Source organism: Mesobacillus campisalis (genome assembly GCF_000986785.1).
Classification (GTDB): domain Bacteria; phylum Bacillota; class Bacilli; order Bacillales; family Cytobacillaceae; genus Mesobacillus_B; species Mesobacillus_B campisalis.
In genome coordinates, this window is sequence record NZ_LAYY01000010.1 from 135,292 (window position 1) to 160,897 (window position 25,606).

Below are 25,606 nucleotides of genomic sequence, written 5' to 3' on the forward strand. Positions count from 1 at the left end.
ACTATAAATAAAATCTAGTATTTACAGGTTATAGCAATATTTCTCAAACGTCAATGCTACTTTAGTTGTATTCAAAAACGTATACAAATCACCTATTTTTGTATACAAGTTTACCAATTTGTACACATCCCTTTATATCAATATGTGTACAGTTTTGTAAACATGTATACAACTTTGCGTACACAATGTTTTCATTTTGTTTACATGTATACATCTTTGTTTACATTCTTGCAAACTATCATTTTTTACCATTATCTCCCTCCCCTCTCCCAAGGATTAGAATCACACATTTTAAAAAAGGATAAAAAAAGGAGCAAAGTCAAATTTGACTCTGCTCCTATGGTAACCCCATCTTATTTGCTATCCATTAAACGGTTACGGCTGATAATTTTTTCGCTGCCGCAGCTACCTTTTCCAATCCTTCAGCAATAATGCTTTGGGCCTGGTCCGGCATGGCGTTGTGGCCTTCAATAATGACTTCATCCATGATTTCCATTCCGAATACTCCACCTACTACGTTTTTCACATAAGTAGCAGCCATTTCCATTGGTGCTGCTTGAGGAGTGGAATAGATGCCTCCGCGCGCGCTGAGGATCACAGCCTTTTTGTCTGTCAATAATTGAACAGCCTGGCCATTTTCATCGTATTTGAAAGAATATCCTGCTTCGTATACATAGTCAATAAATGTCTGTAATTTCGCAGGGATTGTCAGGTTCCACAATGGGAAAGCAAACACTACAATATCCGCTGCAGACAGGACATCCTTTGCCTTTTGTTTGGCAGCTACAATACGCTGTTCAACATCCGTTAGTTCTTCGCCAGAGCCCATTTTGCCAAAAGCATTAAATAAATCCTGTCCAAAGTATGGCATGTCTTCCGCAAAAACATCAAACGTCGTGACGTTGACACCCTCCAGGTTCTCCATAAACGTTTCATACATTTTGCTTGATACCGCATCTGAAGCTGGACGGTTATTTGCTTTTACAACCAATACATTCATTATATAAAACTCTCCTTTTATCTCGAAATAATTTATCTCGAATTAATAATATATGGGAATATCATATAAGTCAACCAATAAGATTATTTCACTTTATTCAAATTTCCAGGAAAAGTGTATAATTAGGTGGACATGCTTTTTAAGATTATTTGCTGGAAAACTGGAGTGAACTTTTTTGAATAAAAAGAAAGCCTTGCCTATTTTATTTGCTGTCATGTTCCTTGTAATGGTCGGGTTCGGTATCATCATCCCTGTCATGCCTTTCTATGCCGAACAGCTTGGCGCGACGCCCATGCAGCTTGGGCTGCTCATGGCAGTATACTCATTAATGCAGCTGCTATTCTCGCCATTCTGGGGCCGGGTCTCCGACCGGATTGGCCGGAAGCCTGTCATTATGATTGGAATTTCCGGTCTCGCCCTTTCATTCTTTTTGCTGGCCCTGTCCACCCAGCTTTGGATGCTTTTCGCGGCAAGAGTCATCGGCGGGGTTTTATCTGCGGCCAATATGCCGACTGTCATGGCCTATGTGGCGGACATCACCTCGGATGAAGACCGCGGAAAAGGCATGGGAATCATTGGGGCAGCCGTTGGCCTTGGATTCATTTTCGGTCCGGCCATTGGAGGGGTTTTTTCACAGGGCAACCTGGCGATTCCGTTTTACGTTGCCGGAGTTTTATCATTGATCACCCTTTTGTTTGTCCTGTTTGTCCTGAAAGAGTCCACCAGCCCCGAACAGCGCAGCACCCAGGTAAAAAAACGGGGAATGCTGCCTAAGGGGCCCGTTTCCATCCTGTATTTCCTTAGCTTCTTCGTGACCTTCTCCCTGGCAGGCCTCGAAGCTACATTTGCTTATTTTGCCGCGGAAAAAGCAGGCCTTGGAACCGTGCAGCTGGGATATATTTTCATGATTATGGGGCTTGGGGGAGCCATCGTCCAGGGCGGGCTTGTCGGCAAAATGACACGGAAGTACGGCGAGGGTTTTGTCATACAGCTTGGTATCGTTGTTTCCGGCATTGGCTTCGGACTCATCCTGCTGATTGACGGCTTTGTGACGGCTGCTATCTTTTTGACTATTTTCGGCGTCGGAAACGGACTGATCCGCCCAAGTGTGTCATCGCTACTGACCAAAACGTCCACAGCGGGCCATGGCAGCACCACCGGACTGCTGTCCTCCTTTGACTCGCTTGGCAGGATCCTTGGCCCTCCCCTGGGCGGACTGCTGTTCTCGCTTGCCATCGGACTGCCTTATATCTCGGGCATCCTGGTTTCTGTTCTTGCATTTGTGCTTTACCGGATCTATGCTGCCCGGATGAAATCGCCAAAGTCCCAGGCATCCTGATCAAAGGGGGCTTGCGGGATCCTTCTTGCGGGTATAAAATATTTTAGTAAAAAAAAACAAGCATCTTCATATAAAGCTGAAAGCGAGTGTTCATAATGGGCCGTAAATGGAATAATATTAAAGAAAAAAAAGCATCCAAGGATGCCAATACAAGCCGTATTTATGCTAAATTCGGGCGTGAAATCTATGTAGTGGCAAAACAGGGCGAACCTGACCCGGATCTGAACCAGGCCTTGAAGTTTGTTCTTGAAAAAGCGAAAACCTACAATGTCCCTAAGCATATCATTGACCGTGCGATTGAAAAAGCCAAAGGCGGCTCCGATGAAACCTATGACGAGCTTCGCTATGAAGGCTTTGGGCCAAATGGATCGATGCTGATTGTCGATGCCCTTACCAATAACGTCAACCGCACTGCCTCCGACGTGCGTGCCGCATTCGGTAAAAATGGCGGTAACATGGGCGTCTCTGGCTCTGTGGCCTACATGTTTGATGCAACGGCTGTTATCGGGATGGAAGGGAAAAGTGCCGATGAAGTGCTTGAAATCCTGATGGAAGCGGACGTTGATGCCCGCGACATCCTTGAAGAAGACGATTCTGTCATCGTCTATGCCGACCCGGACCAGTTCCATGCTGTCCAGGAAGCATTCAAAAATGCCGGAATCACCGAATTCACAGTTGCTGAACTGACAATGCTTGCCCAAAATGAAGTGACCCTGCCGGAAGACGGCCAGGCCAAATTTGAGAAACTGATTGACGCTCTGGAAGACCTGGAAGACGTGCGACAGGTGTACCATAACGTTGATTTGGGAGAATAATAAAACTTCCTTATATACACAAATAAGCCAGCCTGTTGAAGTGAGACAGGCTGGCTTTTTATAATTTATAGGTTCTGGAAGAACAGACGGATAACATCGGCACCACCGATGAATGTCCCCAGGGAGCTTCCAAGGTTTGACAGTACAATGACGAGCAGCACTCGGGTGACTTTGTTTCGCCAAAATCCTTTTACGCTGAAAACATCCTCATTGAGCGATTCAAAGTCCTTTACGCTCGGACGGCTGAAATAAGCCTGGACGAAACCGGCAAACCAGCCTGCGGCCAGCAGCGGGTTCAGCGAGGTGATCGGTGCCATCACAAAGGAAGTCAGGATCGCCAGCGGATGGGCCAGGGCCAGCGCCGTTCCAATCGCCGACAGCGAACCGTTCCAGAGGACCCAACTGATCGTCTGCTGCAGTCCTGCCTGCGGATTGGCAAAGAAAGTATAAGCAATGATCGCTAGGATGGCGATGGGGATACTCCAGCCAATCAGCTTTGGCGCCTTTGACTTAGGCGGGATGCTCCTCAGTTTCGCCAGGTCATGGTCCTTTTTGATTTCCTCTTTTATGCCGGGGACATGGGCCGCCCCAAGCACAGCTACCACTTTGTTTCCCGGCGCCGTTTTGATCTTCTGGGCAAGGTACTGGTCACGCTCATCGATCAGTGGTTTTTTCAGGCGGGGGAACTGCTCGGTAAATTCATTCAGCATCGAGTTCAGCATATCCTGTGATTTCATCTTTTCCAGTTCTTCTTCGGAAATGCTTTCCTTGTTGAAAATGCTCAGGATAATCTGGGACAGGAGCATCGCCTTGCCTTTTAATCCGATTCCGCCCCAAATGCGCGAAAACGTAATCTGAATGTTCCTGTCGGCCAGTACCAGCCTGGCACCAACGTCCTTGGCCGATTGTATCCCCTGTATCATCTCCTGGCCTGCGTTTACACCCAATTCCTTGGCCATTCGTTTTTGAAACGAAGAAATGGCCAGGTTCATCAGCAGCAGCGATGCCTTCTTTTCCTTGATGACCTTGAAAATGTCCATTTCCTTCCACTTGTTGCCTTCCATGATCGATTGGTACCTTTGCTCGTCCAGCTCGACGCAGACCGCATCCGGCCGCTCTGCTTCAATGACTTCCTTGACCTCGTCGGCACTGCGCTTTGACACATGTGCGGTTCCAATCAGGATAATCTCTTTGCCATCCAAATCTATTCTTGTAATGTTATCTGTCGACATAGCTACCTTCCTTTATTAAGCTTATGCATCATGACTAATAATCTCAATTATGAGGCATTTGGGACAACTTTGGAAGCAGGATTCCCAACCAGCCCTAAAAAAAATTACGGCCAGGCTGCCTGGTTTATTGCCATACAAAAAGAAAGTGCCCCAAAAGGGACACTTTTTCATGATGTTTTCTGTTTCTTCGCCGCTTCCTCCAGCCTGCGAAACCTTCTCAAATCGGCTTTCCGGATTGGAAGCGGTTCTTTGCGCAGCAGCTTGCCTATTGCGAACATCATCAGGAGCAAAATCACCGTAAACGGCAATGCCGCCACCAGTGAAGCTGTCTGCAGGGCCTCCAATCCTCCGGCATACAGAAGGACGGCTGCAATCGCCGACATCAGGGCTCCCCATACCATTTTGGCAAACAGCGGCGGGTTCGGGCTTCCATTCATCGTCATGCTGGCAAGGATGAAAGTCGCCGAATCCGCAGAGGTGACCAGAAAAGTAAAAATTAGCAGAATCGATAATACCGATAATAATGTTTTTAACGGAAGGAATTCATATGTCTGGAACAAAGCGGATGTCAAATCGGCATTTACCGCTTCGGCAATATTGGCGCCAGCGTTCAAATCATGCCATAATGCTGTTCCGCCGAAAGCAGCAACCCAAATGCAGGCAATCAGCGGCGGGATGACCATTACGCCGATAATAAATTCCCGGATGGTTCTTCCTTTTGAAACCCGTGCAACAAAAGCACCAACAAACGGGGACCAGGCAATAACCCATGCCCAGTAGAAGATGGTCCACTCCTGGACCCATTTGCCGTTATGATAAGGCTGCATTCTTAAGCTGTACTCAATAAAGTGAGTCAGATAATCTCCTAATGCCAAAGTAAATGTTTCAAGGATAAATACGGTCGGGCCCGCGAAAAACACAAATACAAGCAATCCGAGGGCAAGGCCCAGATTAAGATTGCTCAAGTATTTGATCCCCTTCTCGAGGCCAGTGCTTGATGAAATCATGTAGGCTGCAAACATGACCAAAATGATGGCCATTTGAATGCCGATTGAATTGCCTGTCCCAAAAACAGCATTAATGCCGCCATTCATTTGCAGGACGCCCATACCTAATGAAGTGGCGATCCCCATTACGGTCGCAATGACCGCCAGCGAATCAATTGTTTTTTTTACTCCAGGTTTCTTTCCGGTAATTGGCTCAAGGGCTGTGGATACAAGCCCCTCCTTCTTTTTGCGGTACTGCAGGAATCCAATTGCAAGGCCTGCAATCGCAAACACGGACCATTGGCTGATTCCCCAGTGGAAGAATGAATACCCCATTGCCACTCTCGCCGCCTGGACAGACTGGGCCTCCACTCCGGCAAATGGTGTCGAGAAAAAATGGCTCATCGGCTCGGCAACTCCCCAGAAAACCAGGCCCGCGCCAAAACCAGCCGAGAATAGCATCCCAATCCATGAAAAAAAGGAAAACTGGGGACGTTCACCATCTCCGCCCAAACGTATTGCCCCATACTTGCTGATGGCCAGCCCAATTAAAAATACAATCATAATAAAAACGGAAAGCAAATAAAACCAGCCAAAATTCTGCGTTGTATATCTGTACAAATTGCCTGCTATCTCCCCGAACTTAGCTGGCATGGCTGCTCCGAGGATAACAAGAAGCAGCAGGATAGCAGCTGAAACTATAAATACCGTATTACCCCGAATCTTATCTCCCATGGCAGTTCTCCTAACAATTATTTTTTTCACTCGTACCCTCACACCCGGTTTTCAAACCTTTGCACGGTGTCCGAATAGATGAATTCAAGGAGACATGGTTTCGGTCCATCAATGCAGCATATGGCCGGCCCAGCCTGCAGGAAAAACCCTCCGTTATAAATCCCAGCTGTTGAACGTGTCCCCATCCTGAAGGTTCCCGGATTGGTAACCCCGGTAAAACCAGTTCTTCCTCTGTTCGGAGGTACCGTGCGTAAAACTTTCCGGAACCACATAGCCGCGGGCCCGCTGCTGGATGGTATCATCTCCGACGGCACTTGCCGCCGTCAGGGCTTCTTCAAGGTCGCCTTCCTCAAGCAAGTCCATTCCCTTGGCGTGATGGGCCCACACTCCGGCATAATAGTCAGCCTGAAGCTCAAAGCGGACCAGGTATTTGTTGAATTCTTCCTCACTCATCCTCTGCCGCAGCGGCATCACCTTCTCGGTCGTTCCCAATAAAGTCTGGACATGATGCCCCACTTCATGGGCAATCACATAAGCCATCGCGAAATCGCCGGGGGCCTGGAACTTCTGCTGCAATTCTTTATAGAAACTTAAATCAATATAAAGCTTTTGGTCGCCAGGACAATAAAATGGTCCTACTGCGGAGCCTTGCGTGCCGCAGGCAGATTGTACGCTATTCGTATATAGAACAAGTGTCGGCTTTTCATACACCATGCCATGCTGCCTGAAAACTTCCGTCCAGACGTCCTCCGTATCCGCCAGGACAACCGAAACAAATTCGGCGAGTTCCTTTTCCTCTTCTGTTTCGACATAGGGGGCTGCAGGGTCTGTCCCGACTCCTCCCATATTGTTCAGCATTGTGCCAGGGTCACCGCCCATGAACATAAAAATCAGCAGCATGATGATTCCGCCAATGCCGCCGCCAGCGAGTAAGCCGCCTCCTCCTCTTCCCCTGCGGTCCTCCACATTCGAACTACCTCTTCTGCCTTTCCACTGCATGCCTTTTCCTCCTATCAGGGAATCTAGTGATAGATATATACCCAAATTTCAGGAGACTTAGCCTATATAAAAAAGCGCGGCCAGCTTTGCCGCGCTTTTCCCCTAATCAAATTTGATTGTTTTTCCGCTTTTCATCGACTCATAGCACGCTTCGATCACCCGCATGTTAAGAATCGCGTTTTCCGCTGTATAGGAGGGCTTGCCACCCTCTACTATCACCTGGGAAATATGTTCAACCTCCAGCTTGTAGATATCGCCGTAGATTTTTTCCTCCCTTGTGCCGCTTTCACTCTGGATTATCAGAAGGCCTTCCCCGCCTTCGAAATGGTCAGGGCGGAAGGCTCGCGGAACCTTGATCTGCCCTTTCGTGCCAATCACTTCATACTCCGCCCTGTGCGCCATGTCAAAGCTGCTGTCAAAATAGGCATGAACTCCATTCTGCATTTTCATATAACCGAATGCCGACAAATCCACTCCATAGTCCGGGTCAATCTCAGCTTTCACGTCCACTTCGGAGGGTTCCGACTGCAGCACATTCCGGATGGCATGGATTCCGTAGCACCCGACATCATAAAGGCTTCCTCCGCCTTTTTCCGGGTCGGTTTTAATGCTTCCTTCCCTCTGCCCCAGGTAAAAAGAAAAGCTCGCCCGCATATGCTTCACTTCGCCAATCTCGCCTGACTGGATGATTTCCCGCACCCGGTCATGCTGCGGGTGGAACTGGTACATGAATGCTTCCATGAACTTTACATTTTTTTCATCGCAGAAATCAGCCATTTCCTTTGTTTCAGCCGCCGTCAATGATGCTGGCTTTTCGCAAAGCACATGCTTGCCATGGTTCGCGGCCTCGATGGTCCATTTTTTATGAAGGCTGTTTGGAAGCGGGATATAAACAGCATCAATGTCCGGATCCTGAAGCAGCTCCTCATAGCTTTCATATGCCTTTGGAATGTTGAAGCTGCGTGCCGCCTCAGCCGCCTTTCCGCTTCCGCTGGCAATGGCCGCCACCTCGGCATTCTCAGCGCGGAGAATGGCCGGAATCAGCTCCTTTTGCGCAATCTTAGCTGTGCTTAAAATCCCCCATCTGACTTTTGCCATTTTGTTCATCCTCTCAATGGTTATGTAACTTTTTGTCCTATTCTAAATAGTACCATCAAATGTCTCTTTCTCCCAGTTGGGTCCTGCCGCGAAGGCAAAAAAAGGCTCCAGCGTATTAAATCGCTGGAGACCTGACTTTATTGCAGCGCTTTTAGAGCATTCAGGTGGCCGCTGCCAAAATAGGAACTGTCCTTCCCTTTTACCCCGTCCACACCTTTTTTATATAAAAGGTCTTCAAGCTTGGCCGGTGACATCTTGCCGTGTTTATCGATCAACAGGGCTGCCACTGCGGATACTTTTGGCGTCGCCATGGAAGTGCCGATCGACCAGTACCAGCCGCTATCTTCGCTAGCGCTCAAATTGAATTCTGTTTCATATAACCGCTTGGCAATATATTCATCAAACCTGCCTTCCATGGCATATTTGTCGTACAGTCTGGCATCGCCGCCGACCGCAGCAATATCAATAAAGCCAGGTCCGTAATTGGAGTAATTGGCGAGCACATCCTTGGGGCCTGTAGCAGAAACCGTCACAACGCCGGGAATCGTTCCAGGCACCTCGAAGCCCGCACCAACATAATAAAGTCCATCCCCGCCATATTCGGCATTCAAGTAATCCATTACTTCACGTTTGTTGGCAGCATTGATGGCGTCATTTCCTGCAGCTGCAACAACAAGGGAGCCTTTTTTGGTGACATAATCCACTACACGCTTATAGGCTGTGAAGTCGGCGACATCATTTCCAAGCGGAATTTTTTCACCTGTTTCCAGGTCAATATAAAACGCTTGGCCGATCACATCAAACCCGCCGAGACTCATGGAAATCACATCTACACCGTCATTAGCAGCTGCAATCATGGCCTCAAAGATCCAGGCTGATTCCGCAGAGCTTGTCCCAAAGACACGATAGGCCCGGATTCCTGTATCGGGCGCTACTCCCAGCATGGCCCCGTTGCCCGCAATCGAGCCGGCGACATGGCTGCCGTGGCCGTTTGTATCATCAAAGGCGTTTGGGTCACCTGTCTCTGTCGGCTCTTTTCCCTCAAACCCGCCTTTTGGTACAAAGTTTTTTGAACCCGGGAGCAGATTACCAATTAAATCCGGATGGTCACGGTCAATCCCTGTGTCGATGATTCCGACGACTACATCATGAGAACCTGTTCCAAGCTCATAGCTTTTTCCATTATTGGTGATCCGTTTTATATCCCATTGCAGGTCCCACAAAGCTGCGTCCCCTGTATTCACACCGCTGGCTTGAATCCTCTTTGACTCCGGGAGGCTCCATGAGAGGGAAGGGCTGGCAGCACTCACACCTGAAAGGAGCTTCAGCTTGGGAAAAGCTGCCGGCGGAGCCTTCACCTGGGCAAAGCCAATCTCAGGCACCTCATCCACCACTGCCCCTCCAAGAGCAGTTACCTGCTTTCTGAAATTTGCCGGGATATTGTTTTTCGTAAACAGCACCGAATAGTATTCATCCTGTGGTTTTACTGGCGCTGCCAGAGCGGGCTGTATCAACCCAACTGTTAATATTAGAGTAAAAATGATCGCAAAGAACCTTTTCATCCTTCTGCCTCCTGACAATCTTTTATTTGCAAAATGTACTGCGTTTTCCTCTGCCTACCATTTAGGCATTTGGATGAAAAACCCTTTATGTTTCGTTCACCAAATAAACTCGGCATTCTACAAGGATTGCGGGACCTTTGCCATTTTATATACGAACAAATCGAAGGCTGTTGGTTTGAGCTTAGACTCGCCTGTTTTACCTATTTTTACCAAACTGGTCATCTATTTCATTTTCCTCACATATACTATCTAATAACCCTTCTTTTAAAAGCTTACCAACCTCATAACTTGCGAAGGAGTGATGCGCATGACAGGAATGCTTAACTTTAGGGAGTTTTATCAGAGAAAGCCTCTTCTCATCTCCCCGAATGATTTAACAGCCATGCAGGAGGAAGAAAGCTGGTTTGATACCTGCACCCACTGGCTGATTGCCCTTGAAGGCTGTGAAGAAAAGGAGAATGCCATCCGCTGGAGAGTCGTCATTTATCCCACCGCGGCGGACGGCTATTTCAACCATGGGTCCCCCTTCTTCCGCTCACAGCCAGTCAAAACCTTTAAAGAGGCAGAAGACTTGTGCAAAGAGATGGAAGCCATCGCCAGGCAAGACCGGCTGGCTGTTTTAAAAAAATAAAGAGAATAAGAGAAACACTCTTATCTCCTTTTTGCATCACCTTGTGAAAAATGTACATATTTCTCCTGCCGATTACCCCCTGCTCCCCAGATAAATTTCTTCTGTTTTAATTCCTTTTCTCTCTGTTACTATCGACTCGTTAAATCCGAGATTCATTCGGACGCGGTCATGTTCATTTTCTCGCCTCCTGTCCGAATCTGACCTTCATTCGGACTCGACCTTGTTTCTATCCTCTCCTCCTGTCCAATTCCACCTGCGCTACGACCTCTCCCCCCAACACAAAGAGGACTTCCCAAAGGAAAGTCCCCACTATTCGTTTATCCCAGCCTGAACACGATTCCATGGCCGCCCTTTGGATATTCCCACTTGATGTTCTGGTGCGGACAGCCGATGCGGCAGCTGCCGCATTCGTGGCAGCCTTCGTAGCCGACATGCATGCGGATGTCCTCCCATTTGTAGATTTCGGCCGGACAGAAGATGGTGCAGATTTTATCCGGGCAGCTGGTCATGCAAATATCCGGGTCCATTACATGAAGATGTGATTTCGTATCGGCGTTGAAGCGAACAAGATACTGCTTTTCTTCGATAGACTGAAACTTTTTCTGTTCACTCATACTATTTGATCACCCTCCAGGCTCGGTACATGTCACGAGCAAGTTTCATTTTTTCTTTCGTGCCTCCGAGGTCCTTCCAGATCTTCTTCTGCTTATCCCACTTGGATGTTCCGTCCACCGTGAACATCTGGCTCATCGCCCTGTTCATCATCGGGATATATTCATCGAAGTATTGCGGGAACTTATCAAAATGGTGGGTCGAGTCCTTGTATTTCTGCATATCCTGGCCGACAAATCCGGACATCAGCCTTGTACGGTAAAGCCCAAGCATATTCTCGGTAAAATCGCCTGCTGCCTTTGCCGTTAAAATCGTCTCCGCAGCCAGACGCCCCGACGTCATGGCGAGGTTGGAGCCTTCACGGTGAATCGCATTCACCAGCTGGGATGCGTCACCAATGACAATAACGCCATCGCCGACAATCCTTCCCATCGAGTTGAAGCCGCCTTCAGGAATAAGATGCGCCAGATATTCCTGCGGCTCGCTGCCCTGTATATAAGGGCGAATCATGGGATGGTTTTTCACGTATTCCAGCAGTTCGTACGGCTTGATTTTATGCTTGATCAATCCGGACAGCAGGGTGCCGACGCCAATGCTCAGCGTATCCTTATTGGTATAAAGGAACCCTGTTCCCAAAATTCCCTTTGTTGCGTCGCCAAATAGCTCAATGGTGCAGCCCTGGTTGTCCTCGAGATTGAAGCGGTCTTCAATCACGCCTTTATCAAGCTTTAAAATCTCCATCGTGGCCAAGGCGACTTCGTCCGGCTTGTATTCTTTATGGAAGCCGAGCGACTGGGCCAAAAGCGAGTTAACCCCATCGGCGAGCACGACGACATCCGCATACACCTCGCCATTGGGGCGGTCAGTGCGGACGCCAACGACTTTGCCGTTTTCGACAATACATTCCAGCACAACCGTTTCACAAATCAGGACGGCGCCCTGCTGTACCGCCTTTTCCGCAAACCACTGGTCAAATTTCGCACGCAGCACGGTAAAATTGTTGTAGGGCTCCTTGCCCCACTCCATCCCCTTGTAGCCGACTGTGACCGCCGACTCTTTATCCATCATCATGAACCGCTGTTCCACAATCGGCCGTTCAAGCGGCGCCTCCTTCCAGAAATCCGGAACCACATCCTCCATCATCTTCCGGTAAAGCACGCCGCCCATGACGTTCTTTGATCCTGGATACTCCCCCCTTTCCAAAAGAAGAACCTTCGCTCCGCCTTTTGCCAGTTCATGTGCACAGGAAATGCCGGCCGGGCCAGCCCCGACGACAATGCAATCAAACTTTTCCGACATGACTTACCTCCTTCCTTGATAACGCGTTTTGAAACTGTTCAATCAGCATCGGGACAATTTCAAAGGCATCGCCGACAATTCCATAGTGGCAGGATTGAAAGATTGGAGCCTCGCTGTCCTTGTTAATGGCGATAATCAGACTGGAGTTCTTCATGCCGACAATGTGCTGTATCGCCCCCGATATGCCAATCGCAAAATAAATTTTTGGCGTTACCGTCACCCCTGTCTGGCCAACCTGGTGATGGTGCTCAATCCAGCCTGCTTCAACGACATCGCGGCTGGCTCCGACCGCACCGCCCAGGGCATCAGCCAGCTGGTGCACCAGTTGGAACCCTTCCGCGCTTCCAAGTCCTTTTCCGCCGGCAACGATGATGTCAGCTTCATCAATCCGCACCTTTTTTGTCGTTTCCTTCACAATTTCCAGCACCTTTGTGCGGATATCGTCTTCTTTTAAAGAGACACTTTCTTCAATCACCTTGCCGGTTCTGCCCGGCTCCGGAGACAGTGCCTTCATCACTTTCGCCCGTACAGTCGCCATCTGCGGCCGGTATTTTTTACATAAAATCGTCGCCATGATGTTGCCGCCAAACGCCGGACGGCTCGCCAGCAGCAATCCTGTATCCTCTTCCACATCCAGTTCTGTCGTATCCGCCGTCAAGCCTGTTGGCATGTCCGTCGCCACCGCACTGGCAAGGTCCTTGCCTGTTGAAGTTGCGCCAAACAGGATGATTTCCGGCTTATATTTATTCGAGCATTCAAGCAAAGCCTTCATGAACGATTCTGTCCGGTAATGTTTAAAAATTGGCTGGTCGTACACATAGACGGTATCCGCTCCATATTCAAACACCTTTTTTGTTAAATGCTTGATGCTATTCCCGATCAAAATTCCGGCAAGCTCAACGCCCCGCTTGTCAGCCAGCTTCCTGCCTGCCCCCAGCAGTTCAAGTGATACAGAAGGAATCTCGCCATCCTTCTCTTCAATAAAGACCCAGACTCCCTTGTAATCTTTAAAGTCCATCAGACACCCTCCTTGGCTTGAAACAATTCTTTCTTCTCCAGCAGGACAGATAGGAGATGTTCAACCTGCTGCTGTGAGGATCCCTCGATGATGGTTCCGCCTTCCGGTTTTGGCGGAGCCCATACCTTGGATACGATCGTCGGGGAACCTTTCAGGCCGAGCTGCTTGATGTCAATATCCTCCAGATCATCCACCGACCAGATATGTGGTTCATACCTTGCTGCCTTCAGCATGTTCGGAAACGGCGAATACGGCACCTCATTGATGGTTTTTTCAACAGACATCAAGCATGGCAAGGCTGACTGCACGACCTCATAGCCATCCTCCAGCTTACGGTGGACAACCGCGTAGCCTTCACGCTTGTTGATTTCAACCACTTTGTTTACTGAAGTGAGCGGCGGGATGTCAAGCCTTCTGGCAATGCCGGGCCCGACTTGTCCGGTATCGCCGTCGATGGTCATCTTTCCGCAAATAACCAGGTCCACAGGCTTCGTCTTGGAAATCTTCTCAAGCGCTTTTGTAAGGGCGTAACTGGTCGCCAATGTATCGGCTCCGGCAAACCGGCGGTCGGTAATCAAATAGCCTTCGTCCGCCCCGATTTCAATGCATTTTTTTATCGCCTTGACTGCCGGCGGCGGGCCCATCGTCAGTACGGATACTGTGCCGCCATACTTTTCCCTGAGCCGTACCGCTTCCTCCACGGCATGCGCATCATATGGATTTAAGATCGCAGGTGCCGTCCTGCGGTCCATCGTGTTGGTTTTTGGGTTCATTTTAATGATTTTTGTGTCAGGTACCTGCTTGATGCAAGCCACAATATGCAGCATGAATTCCCCTCCTAATCCTTCTTTCCACTCCAGCCTTGGCAGTTTGTCCTTTTCCTTTCCCTGACCCTGCCTGGCCCAGATGTCACTTTATGCTTGTTTATTTTTACTATATTAAGAGGAACCACCATACATGCCCTTTTTCTCAGATAAACTTGGAAACACCGTCATGAAAAAAACTGCCATTAGGCAGCATGCAGAAAGTGAAGATGAAAACAATGTTCCCACTAATTGCTGACCGCCATCCTCCCAAGCGGCCCGTTCTCTTCGATGATGTCCTCCAGCTCATAAACCGATATAGGGAACATAGGGAATCCGAAAGCATAAGGCGTGATTTCATAGAGCTGAAAATAGATGACAAGAGCCTTATCGGCAATGTAAAAATCCTGATTTGGTCTGATTTCTGTAAAACCATTGAGAATGGAGATATTCCGCTGTTTGATTTGAGTGGAAATAAGTTCAGAAAGCCTTTTAACATAATTGCTTCCCGGCTTGAACAAATCTTTCAGCTGGCACAGTTTGCCCTTTTGGAGGTCGAACGTTAAAGATTTTATATAGGTCATCCCGTGGGCAGCTTGGTAATGGTATGTGTAATTGGAGAGAGACAGGCTCAGTACCATTCGCTGGTTGTCTTTCATTTCGTAGTAGCCAATCATTTCTTCCACGGTCGAAGGCATATTTCCGGCTTGCTGGTTGATCAGCTGCTGTGTTTGCAAAACAATGGTCCTGTTGATGAAACTCTGCAGCTGCTGGTTTTGCATGCCATAGACTTGAGGATAATAGACACTTTGCTTCGGCCCGCCGCTGACTTTCACACTTCTTATGCTTACAGGTAATGTAATGGCCACCTTCATCCACCTTCTGAATTTTTTCCTATTGTATTCGACAGGCCAGGCAGAAATGACTTTGCATGCTTGTCAGGCAAGGGTTTTCCGGGCGTTGCGCTGCTTCTTTGCAATGGTCTGCATGCCATGGCACAGCTTGGAAATAGTAACAGTATGCAATTGTGAAAGGAGCGGAAGAAAATGAACGTACAGTCCGGCAAATACTATTGGCCAGCCACCCTTCCCGATCGTCCTTCATACCCTGTCTTGGAGGAGGATCTACACTGCGATGTGCTGATTGTAGGAGGAGGCAGCTCGGGAGCCCAGTGTGCCTATTACCTGGCAGATACCTCCTTGGATGTGGTGGTCATTGAAAAAAACACGGCGGGAAGCGGCAGCACAAGCAGCAACACAGCCCTTATTCAATACTCTGGTGAAAAGCTGTTCACCGATTTGATTCATACGTTCGGGAAGGATTATATTGAGAGGCATTTGCAATTATTAAAAGAAGCGATCAATGAAATTGAGGCTGCTTCAAAAACAGTGGATATGGATTTTGAATTCATACGGAGGGATACCCTTTATTCCGCGAGCTGCGGGGAAGATGTCCCCCGCCTAAAGGCAGAATATGAACTGTTAAAACAGCATGGATTCGAGCTCGATTTCTGGACGCAGGAAAAGATTCAGGCGCACTATCCTTTTAGCCGGGATGCGGCCATCTACTCGTATAATGACGGGGAGATTAATCCGTACAAGTTTACGCATGCCTTACTGGACTTTGCGGCCAACAACGGGGTGCGCATTTATGAAAATACCGAAATGAACGGCCATCATTATAACGAGCAAGAGGAACGCACAATTGTTACGACCAAGACCGGACATTCCATTCACGCGCGCTATGTCATTTTCGCGGCAGGCTATGAGGGAATCGACATAAAAAAAGACAAACATGTCTCGTTCGTGAGCACCTATACCGTGACCACCAAGCCAGTTGAAGATTTTTCAGACTGGTATAACCGCACTCTCATTTGGGAGACCGCCCGCCCGTATTTATTCATGCGGACTACTGCCGATAACCGCATCATCATTGGCGGGCTTGATGATAATACTGCCTACCCGGAAGACCGGGACAGCAAGCTTATGGCCAAGAAGGATCGCCTGATAGAAGAATTCAACCTCATGTTCCCTGATTTGAAAGTAGAGCCTGAGTACTATCTGGCAGCCTTTTATGGCGGGACCGTTGACGGCCTTCCTATCATTGGCATCTACGACGAGTATCCAAACAGCTATTTCCTGTTTGCCTTCGGCGACAACGGAACTGTCTACAGTCAAATGCTGTCGAAAATCATTTCCAAGGAAATTAAAGAAGGAACCAGCCCAGACCTCCCACTGTACCACCAAAACCGCCCCCTTCGCCCAGCACAGCACTAAACGGTGCCTGACCCCCGGCGCGCTAACGCTTCACCGCGCCGGGGGTCAGGCACCATTCTTGTTGGAGCCATGCACTTTTGCCTATCCCTGCCCATAGTATAGGAGACAGATTAAGCTGGGGAGGTGTACCATCGATGTATTATCAAAACTATTATGATCCCTACAACCAAGGTCATGTTCGGGCACAGAACAACAGTCAGCTGGCGAGAGATATCCAAAAAGCGATCAATGGGGAGTACAGCGCGATTGCCTGTTATGAAAAGCTGGCCCAAATGGCCCCGACACAAAAGGTTAGAGACCAAATTCTTGAAATTCGGAAAGATGAGAGGCGTCATTATGAGGCTTTCCGCAGAATCTATACAAGATTGACAGGAATGCAGCCAACTTCGGAAATGACGGAAGAATGCCAGGATACGTATACGAAGGGGCTGGATGCTGCTTTTTTAGACGAGCAGGAAACAGTCGATTTTTATATGGACATCGCCGAAAAGACCCTAGATATGACAATTAAAGAAACCTTCCGCCGGGCAGCCGCTGATGAACAAAACCACGCAGTCTGGTTTTTATATTTCCTATACAAGAATAAAGCATAGGCACCAAAAAAGGCTGAACCTGAGTGGTTCAGCCTTTTTGATGAAACTTTTTCAATAATAAGAAGAGCGAAACGCCATATAATGCATGCCCAATGAGCCAGTAAACCAAAGCGGGAAAGCTTTCTAATTCAGGAGTCTTATTGGAAAGTGCGGTCGTGGGAAACAGAAGCAGCCTATTAAAATACAAAAGCCAAACACAAACCAGCCGTACCCCCTAGGGCTCCAACTTTTTGCCGACAGAAAGACAGCTAAGCAGAAACTCAAAGTAATTGAAACCAGCAGGTGAAGCAGAAACTCCACGCTTTCATGCAAACGGATTGATTTTAGGAAAGGAATATAATCGACATTCATTAATAATGTGTACACCTTTAATCCTGTCATTTCCTCCACCAATTTTAAAAATAACCCTAGCACGATTCCCGAAACGGTCCCCGCCAGTATTACCTTAGCCACCCTTCTGTTTCTCACCCCACTGTTCCCCCTTTCCTGTTGGATTGAAAAAGGGCATTCACTGGGATGCCCTTCACGTACTTTTTTCTTCTCTTGTCCCCGAAATCCTCTGTTAATTCCTGCTTAACTTCGGCAGCAGGCTGATGCTGTAAATAGCTGCAAGACCGACCAGGATGTAGACCAATTTCGCAAGTGCACTGTCCATTCCTCCAAAAAGGCCTCCGACAAGGTCCCACTCAAACAAACCAACCAACAGCCAGTTCAAGCCGCCAACAACCAATAAAATTAATGCAACCAGGTTTACTGTTTTCATGTAATACACCCATTGTACAATTTTTGTATAATTATATCCTAAATTTATTATACATAAACTATACAAATGTGGCAATATTTTGGTCTAACAATCCTTCGGCATATTCTTATATTTCAAAGACACTTACTATTAAACTTGATATAACCATTCCAACGATAACTGCTAATTTCAAACCACTCTTTGTACCCTAATAAATATAAAAAATGGTTTCCAGCCCCCAAACTGATTTCTCCTTCCCAACCTATGCTATGATATTAATAACATTTATATAGTGTTAACTAAGCACTTTAAAGGAAAGGAGTCGACGGTGATGGACCAAGATATTATTGTTCGCAACAATGTTAAGGTTTTTGGAAATGGCGATAAGGCCATGATGTTTGCTCCTGGCTTCGGTTGTGACCAGACTGTCTGGAAAACGGTTGCTGAGGCGTTTAAGGATGATTACCGGGTTGTCCTGTTCGATTATGTGGGTTCTGGAAACTCGGATCTTCAGGCGTATGATTTTATCAGATACAACACGCTTGAAGGCTATGCCCAGGATGTACTGGATGTTTGTGCAGCCCTGGATCTGGAACAGGCTGTTTTTGTCGGCCATTCTGTCAGCAGCATGATCGGCATGATTGCGTCATTGCGCCAGCCACAATACTTTTCCACCCTGGTCATGGTCGGGCCTTCGCCCTGCTATTTGAATGATCCTCCGGAATATCTCGGCGGCTTTGAACGGGAACAGCTCCAGGGGTTGCTGGAACTGATGGAAAAAAACTACATTGGCTGGGCGACCATGTTTGCGGCGACAGTATTGAACAATTCGTCACGTCCCGCCCTTAAAGAAGAGCTTGAGGAGCGCTTTTGTTCTACTGACCCGCTTATTGCCCGTCAGTTTGCTGAAGCGACCTTTTTCTCGGATAACCGGAAAGACCTGCCGCGCGTAACCGTTCCGACTCTGATCCTGCAATGCTCTGATGATATTATTGCACCCGTATCTGCTGGTGAATATCTCCATCAGCACCTTTCAAAAAGTGTGTTCAAACAGATGGAAGCGACCGGGCATTGCCCGCATATGAGCCACCCAGAGGAAACCATTCAGCTCATCCGTCAATATTTGAATGAGACAGCTGTAGGCGTGCTGGCCTAATGGACAGCTTGCTGGATCACGCACCATGTGGCTTTATAACATTATCAGCTAACGGCGATATTCTTGAAATCAACCAAACCTTGCTTTCCATCCTTGGCTGCCGGCAAGACGATTTATCCGGCAGGCCTGTCAGTACACTGCTTACTGTGCCTTCTCAGGTCTTTTACCAGTTTTACTTTGTCCCGCTTTTAAAACGGGAGAAACGGGTTGAGGAAATGCATCTTTCCCTCCAATCACCATCTGGGGAAGAAATCCCTGTGATTATCAATGCGGTCCAAAGCGAGAAGGATGGAAAAGCCACAACAGATTGCATCTTTTTCCCCATTCGCAAAAGAAGCGAATATGAAAATGAACTGCTCACTGCCAAAAAGGAAGCGGAAAGTGCACTGATCGCCTTGCATAAAGCCCATACAGAGCTCGATATGGCAATGGGGAACTTAAAGGATCAGCAAAGAGAATTGGTGAAATTGAACAGGCAAAACCAAAGGTTCAAACAGGAAACCGAGAAAGAGCTTGAACTGGCGCGAAAAATACAGGAAATTTCCCTGACGGATCCCATTGATCACCCGACAATCCAGATTGAATCCTTCTACAAAGCTTCACGGCAACTCTCTGGCGATATTTACGGGTTTTATCAAATCGATGACCATCGCTATGGAGTTATCCTTTTGGATGTTATGGGCCATGGAATTTCCTCTGCTTTGATCACCATGTCTCTGCACTCCCTTTTTCAAAGGCTGATTCCTGGCGGAGCACGGCCGGAGAAAGTGCTGAATGAGCTGGATTCCCATCTTCACAGCCTTTTCCAAAAGGAAGAAGAAGCAAGGCATTATTGCACGGCCATCTATCTTTTAATTGATACAAAAAGAAAGAAAATTGAGTACATCAATGCCGGTCACCCTGCAGCACTTTTGCAGAGCCCGACAACCGGGGAACAACATGAGCTCGCTTCTACCAACATCCCGATCGGAATGTTCGAAGGCGCTGCTTACATACCAAAGACCATTTCCTATATCGAGGGTGACAGGCTGCTGCTGTACACGGACGGGGTGACCGACTTTCTGGGCTGCAACCACCTCTCTCCTCTCTTACAGGAAAATCACTCTATTCCCATCGGCAGGTTGAAACAAATCATCATACAATCGCTTGAAGACAATCAACAGCCCTCGCAAAAAACCGATGACCAATGCTTCATCCTGGTTGACCTAAGGTAATCCTTCACCAAACTAAAGAGTGCCTGACCCCCAGCGCATTAAAGCGCTGGGGGTCAGGCACCTTTTATTTGAACGTATCCTTCCATTTTTTGAAAAGTTTAAAATAAGGTTTATTTTTATATAAATAGGGTTAAATATCTGTTTATGCTGCAGAAAATTTATTTAGGGGTGGATTATGGGAAATGCAACCCGTGTATTTTGGTATGCTATAGCCATTTCCTTAATGGTTGTAGTCTGGGGAGCGGTTGCCCCAGAAGGTTTGAACGCGTTCACAACCGCTGTGACCGGCCGGATTCTAATGGATTTTGGTTGGTTCTATCTCTTGATTGTGCTCGCCATCCTTCTTTTCTGTGTTTACATGATGTTCTCCCGCTTCGGTCATGTAAAACTGGGAAAGAAGGATGACGAACCCGAATTCAGCCGTCCGTCCTGGTTTGCGATGCTTTTTAGTGCAGGAATGGGCATGGGGCTGGTCTTTTGGACAACTGCCGAACCGATATCCCATGCGTTCATCAATAGTCCCTTATCTGATGAGGGGAGTAATGGAGCGATACGAGAGGCAATGACTTATTCCTTTTTCCACTGGGGAATTCATGCCTGGGCCGTTTATGGCATTGTCGGACTGATCCTTGCCTATTTTAAATTCAACCGCCAGGCACCCGGACTAATTAGCGCAACGCTCACGCCTTTGCTGGGCGAAAGGCTTATGCAAGGGGCACTTGGAAAGTGGATTGATGTTTTAGCCGTGTTTGCAACAGTCGTTGGGGTGGCTGCAACACTGGGATTTGGTTCCGCCCAAATTACTGGCGGCCTTTCCTATCTGTTTGGGACTCCAAACAGCTTTATGGTCCAGCTCCTCGTTCTGGCTGTGGCGACGCTGCTGTTTATCTGGTCGGCCTGGTCAGGCATTGGCCGCGGGATAAAAATATTAAGCAATGTCAATATGGGGCTGGCCGCCGTCCTGCTCGTGCTTCTCTTCTTTGTCGGACCGACACAGTATATTTTGAATATGTTCACCCATACACTTGGCAGCTATATTTCAAACTTTTTCAGCTTAAGTCTCAGGCTTGCTCCCCTGAATGAGGAAGGTCGCACCTGGATCAATAACTGGACAATTTTCTACTGGGCATGGTGGATCTCCTGGGCACCGTTTGTCGGGATATTCATCGCCAGGATATCCAGAGGCCGGACCGTAAAGGAATTTCTTTTTGGCGTCCTCCTCCTGCCGTCCCTGGTTTGCTTTATCTTTTTCTCGGTATTCGGCGTTTCCGCATTGAATCTCGAACAAAACGGGATTGCGGCCATTTCCGACTTCAGTCTCGAAACTTCAACGTTTGGTGTACTTGCAGAATACCCACTGGGCAGTTTTTTATCAATGCTCACCATCGTCGTCATTGCGATTTTCTTTATTACTTCAGCGGACTCAGCCACATTTGTCCTGGGAATGCTGAGCACCAATGGTCTACTGAATCCCGGGAACCCGGTTAAAGTTGCCTGGGGATTCCTGCAGTCGGCCATCGCAGCCGTTGTTGTCTTTTTCGGAGGGACACAAGGCTTGCAAAATATGCTGATCATAGCAGCCCTCCCTTTTGCAATTATAATCATCTTAATGGGAATATCCTTTTTTAAGGCGGTTCAGTCATCAACCCCAATAGTTAGAAAAACAGTGAAAAAATCTTAATCGGAAAAGCGCTTCCCTTCCTGAGGAAGTGCTTTTTTCTTTAAGAATCATTATCCTGCTCTTTTTCACTGAAATTGGATATAATAGAACCAGAGCAGTAAAATACCGGAATTAGCTGACAAATTGCAACAGGATTCAGCCTTGTTTCCAAGGTTTTTACATAAAGCCTCAGCAAAAGGTCGTAATTCTTGACAAAAGAAATAGGTATTATATAATAATTGATATTGAATTAGAATTATTATAGTTAGTTAAGGGCAACCTTCTACTATAATCATTCTAAAATAAATTTTTCAGGAGGATGACTATTATGTCTCTAGTCGGAAAAGAAGTACTACCATTCAACGCGAAAGCATTCCACAAAGGTGAGTTCATTGACGTCTCTGAACAAAATTTCAAAGGTAAATGGAGCGTAGTTTGCTTCTACCCTGCTGACTTCACTTTCGTTTGCCCTACTGAACTTGAAGACCTTCAAAACGAATATGCAACTCTAAAAGAAATGGGAGCTGAAGTTTACTCTGTTTCTACAGACACTCACTTCACTCACAAAGCATGGCATGACAACTCTGAAGCAATCGGCAAAATCGAATATGTTATGATTGGCGACCCAAGCCATGTCATTTCCCGCAACTTCGACGTACTGATTGAAGAAGAGGGTGTTGCAGACCGCGGTACTTTCATCATCGATCCAGACGGCGTTATCCAGACTGTTGAAATCAATGCAGGCGGAATCGGCCGTGACGCTAGCCAGGTTGTCAGCAAGCTGAAAGCAGCACAATATGTACGCAACAACCCAGGCGAAGTTTGCCCTGCTAAATGGGAAGAAGGCGGCGAAACACTTAAGCCAAGCCTTGACCTTGTTGGAAAAATCTAAGGAGTTCGATATAAATGGCACTAGATGCAGAAATCAAATCACAATTAGCCCAGTATCTTCAGCTGATGGAAGGCGATGTTCTGCTTAAGGTAAGTGCAGGTTCCGATAACGTTTCCCGCGAGATGCTTTCTCTGGTAGAAGAACTGGACAGCATGTCTTCCCACATTAAAGTGGAAAAAGTACAGCTTGAAAGAACTCCAAGCTTTAGTGTGAACCGTGTCGGCGACGACCCTGGCATCGTATTTGCCGGCGTCCCGCTCGGCCACGAGTTCACTTCCCTTGTCCTGGCCTTGCTTCAGGTGAGCGGAAGAGCTCCAAAAGCGGACCAGAAAGTTATTGACCAAATCAAGAGCATCAAAGGGGAATTCAAATTTGAATCCTACATCTCCTTAAGCTGCCACAACTGCCCTGATGTTGTACAGGCACTCAACATGATGAGCGTTCTCAATCCTGGCATCACTCATACCATGATTGACGGCGCTGCATTTAAAGAAGAAGTTGAGAGCAAAGAAGTTATGGCAGTGCCAACTGTATTCCTTAACGGGGAGCCATTCGGCAGCGGCCGTATGACCGTTGAAGAAATCCTCGCTAAAATGGGAAGCGGCCCGGATGCATCCGAGCTATCCGATAAAGAGCCTTACGATGTACTTGTTGTCGGAGGCGGACCAGCCGGCGCAAGTGCGGCAGTCTACGCAGCCCGTAAAGGCATCCGCACTGGTATCGTTGCGGAGCGCTTTGGCGGCCAGGTATTGGATACCCTGGGGATTGAAAACTTCATCGGTACAAAATATACCGAAGGTCCTAAACTTGCGGCCACACTTGAAGAGCATGTCAAAGAGTACAACGTTGACGTGATGAACCTTCAGCGTGCCGTCCGTTTGGACAAGAAGGACTACGTCACTCTTGAGCTTGAAAACGGTGCTGTTCTACGAAGCAAAACCGTCATCCTTTCCACTGGTGCCCGCTGGCGCAATGTCAACGTACCAGGCGAAGCAGAGTTCAAGAACAAAGGTGTGGCCTACTGCCCGCACTGTGATGGTCCATTGTTCGAAGGGAAAGACGTTGCCGTGATTGGCGGAGGAAACTCCGGTATTGAGGCTGCCATTGATTTGGCAGGAATCGTCAAACACGTAACCGTCATTGAGTTCGCACCTGAGCTCAAAGCCGACCAGGTTCTGCAGGAACGCCTGAACAGCCTGCCGAACGTGACCGTTGTCAAAAACGCTCAGACGAAGGAAATCACCGGTACCGACAAAGTAAATGGTATTACGTATGCAGACCGTGAAACGGGAGAAGAACATCATGTTGAATTACAGGGTGTCTTCGTCCAAATCGGCCTTGTCCCTAACACCGAATGGTTAGAAGGCACACTTGAGCGCACTCGCTTCGGTGAAATCATCGTCGACAAGCACGGTGCGACAAGCATGCCTGGAGTATTTGCCGCAGGAGACTGCACCGACAGCGCCTATAAGCAAATCATCATTTCCATGGGATCAGGTGCAACTGCAGCCTTGGGCGCATTTGATTACATGATTCGGAACTAATACCCCAAAGCGCCTTGCTGGTCTATGCCAGCAAGGCGCTTTTTAATTTATTTTTAAAAAATCTATATTTTCCCAATTTCATATTTTATAATAGGAAAGGATTTTATATTTTTGATGAAGGAGTCCCCATATGCAGCATTCCACCATGCAGTCCCCGATTTGGGCTTGGCTTGTCCTGATCGGCGGCGGACTATTTTTGATTTCAGCACTTCCCGGCATCATTTTCACAGTCCTTATGACCTTTTTTAAACCCAATGAACTAAGTTTTGTTTCCTTCATTATGGCAGCCATTTCCGTCTCCATACTCTTTGTAACAGGCTGGGCAATGAAGCGGGCTTACCGGGCAATCAAAGCGTTTAATGAAGCGAAACAGGGCGCTATGCCCGCTGCAGCGCCAGCAGGCTCACTGTCCTATTCTCCTTTAAAAACAAAAAAGCCCATCTGGCCATGGGTCGTCATTGTTCCAGGTATCCTGCTGATGATAAAAGCCGGCGCAGGCGTCATGATGCTGCCGATCATGCCCATTTTTCTGGCGGGAATGTCCACTGACTCAGGCACAGCACCTGACTACCTGCCCTTCCTCATTATTGTGGGCGGGTATGGATTAATGATTGTGTATATTATTTTGGTTGTCAGGGCGATTAAAGCATTGAGGGGGAAATGAACGAAGCTTAAGGGCTTCGTTTTTCTTTTTGGCTAGAAGATACCTTTTTTTCGTGCTTACCTGGTCCGGATTACATTCAAGAACCAAGCTTGGAAATAATTGTGGAGCTGAAGATAAAAATAAGCGGAAACTTTCCGGCTAAATGCTGAAATATGCTTTTTCCGTGGCAAATAAGGGGAAGTTTTCCGACTATGCCACGGAAAAGTGACTCAATTCCACCTTTTTGGGTCGATAGGCGGAATCTCTCCGTCTATTTAAGCTATTTTTTGTGCTAATTACTAATTAAGAGGAATTCCTCCGTCTATTTATCTAATGGTGGGCTTAGACTAATTCCACAATCCTAAACGAGCACGGATCTTCACAGCTCTCCAATCTTAGGTGTGGCATTTACTGATAACCACGGCTCCCCGTTATAAATCTAAATGAGTTTCTACTGCTTCAGACTTTATCTATACTATCCACAAACTTCTTCGCAGCACGCGATAATGGAACATTTTTTAAATAGCATATACCAATACTCCTTTTTGGAATTTCCTCTTCCAGCCTTATTTCGTATAAATCTCCTCTTTCCAAATAATGCCTTGAAAACTCTTTTATTACACAAGAAATGCCTAAATTGGCCTTTGTGAATTCTAAAACTAAGTCATATGACCCAAGTTCAAACACAGGTGAAAGATGAAAGCCCCTCTTTTTAAAGAAATTTTCTACAAACATACGTGAATTCGATTTCTTTTCT

General features: G+C 47.4%; 24 protein-coding genes. 11 read left to right on the top strand and 13 right to left on the bottom strand.

All coding sequences use genetic code 11. From position 1 onward, the window contains the following. Positions 1-367: 367 nt before the first annotated feature. Entirely contained in the window at positions 368-1,000 is a 633-nt protein-coding gene (locus WQ57_RS11240) for an FMN-dependent NADH-azoreductase (protein WP_046523864.1), read from the bottom strand. Between the two features lie 175 nt (positions 1,001-1,175). Here WQ57_RS11240 and WQ57_RS11245 point away from each other — a divergent pair, with 175 nt between their 5' ends. Together WQ57_RS11245 and WQ57_RS11250 are read left to right on the top strand one after the other, a co-directional pair. Further along, entirely contained in the window at positions 1,176-2,339 is a 1,164-nt protein-coding gene (locus tag WQ57_RS11245; protein ID WP_046523865.1) for an MFS transporter, read from the top strand. Positions 2,340-2,434: 95 nt separating this feature from the next. After that, a complete protein-coding gene (locus WQ57_RS11250) occupies positions 2,435-3,154 on the top strand; it encodes a YebC/PmpR family DNA-binding transcriptional regulator (RefSeq protein ID WP_046523866.1) in 720 nt (239 codons plus the stop codon). A gap of 65 nt (positions 3,155-3,219) precedes the next feature. Here WQ57_RS11250 and WQ57_RS11255 read toward each other — a convergent pair whose 3' ends face one another. From WQ57_RS11255 to WQ57_RS11275, 5 genes are all read right to left on the bottom strand, one after another. Further along, positions 3,220-4,386 carry a TraB/GumN family protein gene (locus WQ57_RS11255; RefSeq protein ID WP_046523867.1) on the bottom strand — a complete coding sequence of 389 codons (1,167 nt, stop codon included), beginning with the start codon at positions 4,384-4,386 and terminating at the stop codon, positions 3,220-3,222. A 167-nt stretch (positions 4,387-4,553) separates the two neighbouring features. Further along, complete coding sequence (locus WQ57_RS11260) at positions 4,554-6,107, bottom strand: BCCT family transporter (RefSeq protein WP_046523868.1); 1,554 nt, start codon at positions 6,105-6,107, stop codon at positions 4,554-4,556. Between the two features lie 153 nt (positions 6,108-6,260). After that, complete coding sequence (ypfJ, locus tag WQ57_RS11265) at positions 6,261-7,106, bottom strand: KPN_02809 family neutral zinc metallopeptidase (protein ID WP_046523869.1); 846 nt, start codon at positions 7,104-7,106, stop codon at positions 6,261-6,263. Between the two features lie 102 nt (positions 7,107-7,208). After that, a complete protein-coding gene (locus WQ57_RS11270) occupies positions 7,209-8,204 on the bottom strand; it encodes a Gfo/Idh/MocA family protein (protein ID WP_046523870.1) in 996 nt (331 codons plus the stop codon). Between the two features lie 137 nt (positions 8,205-8,341). Then, positions 8,342-9,766 carry a S8 family peptidase gene (locus tag WQ57_RS11275; protein WP_046523871.1) on the bottom strand — a complete coding sequence of 475 codons (1,425 nt, stop codon included), beginning with the start codon at positions 9,764-9,766 and terminating at the stop codon, positions 8,342-8,344. 307 nt (positions 9,767-10,073) lie between these two features. Here WQ57_RS11275 and WQ57_RS11285 point away from each other — a divergent pair, with 307 nt between their 5' ends. Continuing rightward, positions 10,074-10,397 (top strand): hypothetical protein, encoded by a 324-nt coding sequence (locus tag WQ57_RS11285; protein ID WP_046523873.1) that lies wholly within the window; start codon positions 10,074-10,076, stop codon positions 10,395-10,397. Between the two features lie 317 nt (positions 10,398-10,714). On the opposite strand, the gene WQ57_RS11290 is transcribed toward WQ57_RS11285, so the two are convergent. From WQ57_RS11290 to WQ57_RS11310, 5 genes are all read right to left on the bottom strand, one after another. Beyond that, positions 10,715-11,011 (bottom strand): ferredoxin family protein, encoded by a 297-nt coding sequence (locus tag WQ57_RS11290; RefSeq protein ID WP_046523874.1) that lies wholly within the window; start codon positions 11,009-11,011, stop codon positions 10,715-10,717. 1 nt (position 11,012) lies between these two features. After that, on the bottom strand, positions 11,013-12,308 hold the full coding sequence (locus WQ57_RS11295; RefSeq protein WP_046523875.1) for an FAD-dependent oxidoreductase: 1,296 nt from the start codon (positions 12,306-12,308) through the stop codon (positions 11,013-11,015). Further along, positions 12,292-13,326, bottom strand: coding sequence for an electron transfer flavoprotein subunit alpha/FixB family protein (locus WQ57_RS11300; protein WP_046523876.1), 1,035 nt, complete (start codon positions 13,324-13,326; stop codon positions 12,292-12,294). Before WQ57_RS11300 ends, WQ57_RS11295 begins: the two co-directional genes overlap by 17 nt. Beyond that, on the bottom strand, positions 13,326-14,153 hold the full coding sequence (locus WQ57_RS11305) for an electron transfer flavoprotein subunit beta/FixA family protein (protein WP_046523877.1): 828 nt from the start codon (positions 14,151-14,153) through the stop codon (positions 13,326-13,328). The genes WQ57_RS11300 and WQ57_RS11305 overlap by 1 nt, the downstream gene beginning before the upstream one ends. 224 nt (positions 14,154-14,377) lie before the next feature. Continuing rightward, the gene (locus tag WQ57_RS11310; protein WP_241481519.1) at positions 14,378-14,998 is read right to left on the bottom strand and encodes a DUF3298 and DUF4163 domain-containing protein; all 621 of its coding nucleotides are present in this window, start codon (positions 14,996-14,998) and stop codon (positions 14,378-14,380) included. Between the two features lie 177 nt (positions 14,999-15,175). Between WQ57_RS11310 and WQ57_RS11315 the strand changes: the two genes are divergently transcribed. Further along, positions 15,176-16,405, top strand: coding sequence for an NAD(P)/FAD-dependent oxidoreductase (locus WQ57_RS11315; RefSeq protein ID WP_046523879.1), 1,230 nt, complete (start codon positions 15,176-15,178; stop codon positions 16,403-16,405). Between the two features lie 134 nt (positions 16,406-16,539). Next, entirely contained in the window at positions 16,540-16,998 is a 459-nt protein-coding gene (locus WQ57_RS11320) for a ferritin-like domain-containing protein (protein WP_046523880.1), read from the top strand. A gap of 562 nt (positions 16,999-17,560) precedes the next feature. Here the strand turns inward: WQ57_RS11320 and WQ57_RS11330 are convergent. Further along, positions 17,561-17,761, bottom strand: a complete 201-nt coding sequence (locus WQ57_RS11330; protein ID WP_046523881.1) for a DUF378 domain-containing protein — start codon at positions 17,759-17,761, stop codon at positions 17,561-17,563. A 310-nt stretch (positions 17,762-18,071) separates the two neighbouring features. Between WQ57_RS11330 and WQ57_RS11335 the strand changes: the two genes are divergently transcribed. The 6 genes from WQ57_RS11335 (at position 18,072) to WQ57_RS11360 (ending at position 24,870) form a co-directional block, all read left to right on the top strand. Further along, positions 18,072-18,896: an alpha/beta fold hydrolase gene (locus WQ57_RS11335; protein WP_046523882.1), complete on the top strand. Its 825-nt coding sequence runs from the start codon at positions 18,072-18,074 to the stop codon at positions 18,894-18,896. Continuing rightward, positions 18,896-20,110: a PP2C family protein-serine/threonine phosphatase gene (locus tag WQ57_RS11340; RefSeq protein WP_046523883.1), complete on the top strand. Its 1,215-nt coding sequence runs from the start codon at positions 18,896-18,898 to the stop codon at positions 20,108-20,110. The genes WQ57_RS11335 and WQ57_RS11340 overlap by 1 nt, the downstream gene beginning before the upstream one ends. Positions 20,111-20,285: 175 nt before the next feature. Then, complete coding sequence (locus WQ57_RS11345; RefSeq protein WP_046523884.1) at positions 20,286-21,791, top strand: BCCT family transporter; 1,506 nt, start codon at positions 20,286-20,288, stop codon at positions 21,789-21,791. A gap of 307 nt (positions 21,792-22,098) precedes the next feature. Beyond that, complete coding sequence (ahpC, locus tag WQ57_RS11350; RefSeq protein ID WP_046523885.1) at positions 22,099-22,662, top strand: alkyl hydroperoxide reductase subunit C; 564 nt, start codon at positions 22,099-22,101, stop codon at positions 22,660-22,662. 14 nt (positions 22,663-22,676) lie between these two features. Next, a complete protein-coding gene (ahpF, locus tag WQ57_RS11355; RefSeq protein ID WP_046523886.1) occupies positions 22,677-24,206 on the top strand; it encodes an alkyl hydroperoxide reductase subunit F in 1,530 nt (509 codons plus the stop codon). Positions 24,207-24,336: 130 nt separating this feature from the next. Beyond that, a complete protein-coding gene (locus WQ57_RS11360) occupies positions 24,337-24,870 on the top strand; it encodes a hypothetical protein (RefSeq protein ID WP_046523887.1) in 534 nt (177 codons plus the stop codon). Positions 24,871-25,308: 438 nt separating this feature from the next. On the opposite strand, the gene WQ57_RS11365 is transcribed toward WQ57_RS11360, so the two are convergent. Further along, positions 25,309-25,606: LysR family transcriptional regulator substrate-binding protein (locus tag WQ57_RS11365; protein WP_162200608.1), on the bottom strand; the 298-nt coding region annotated here is incomplete at its 5' end.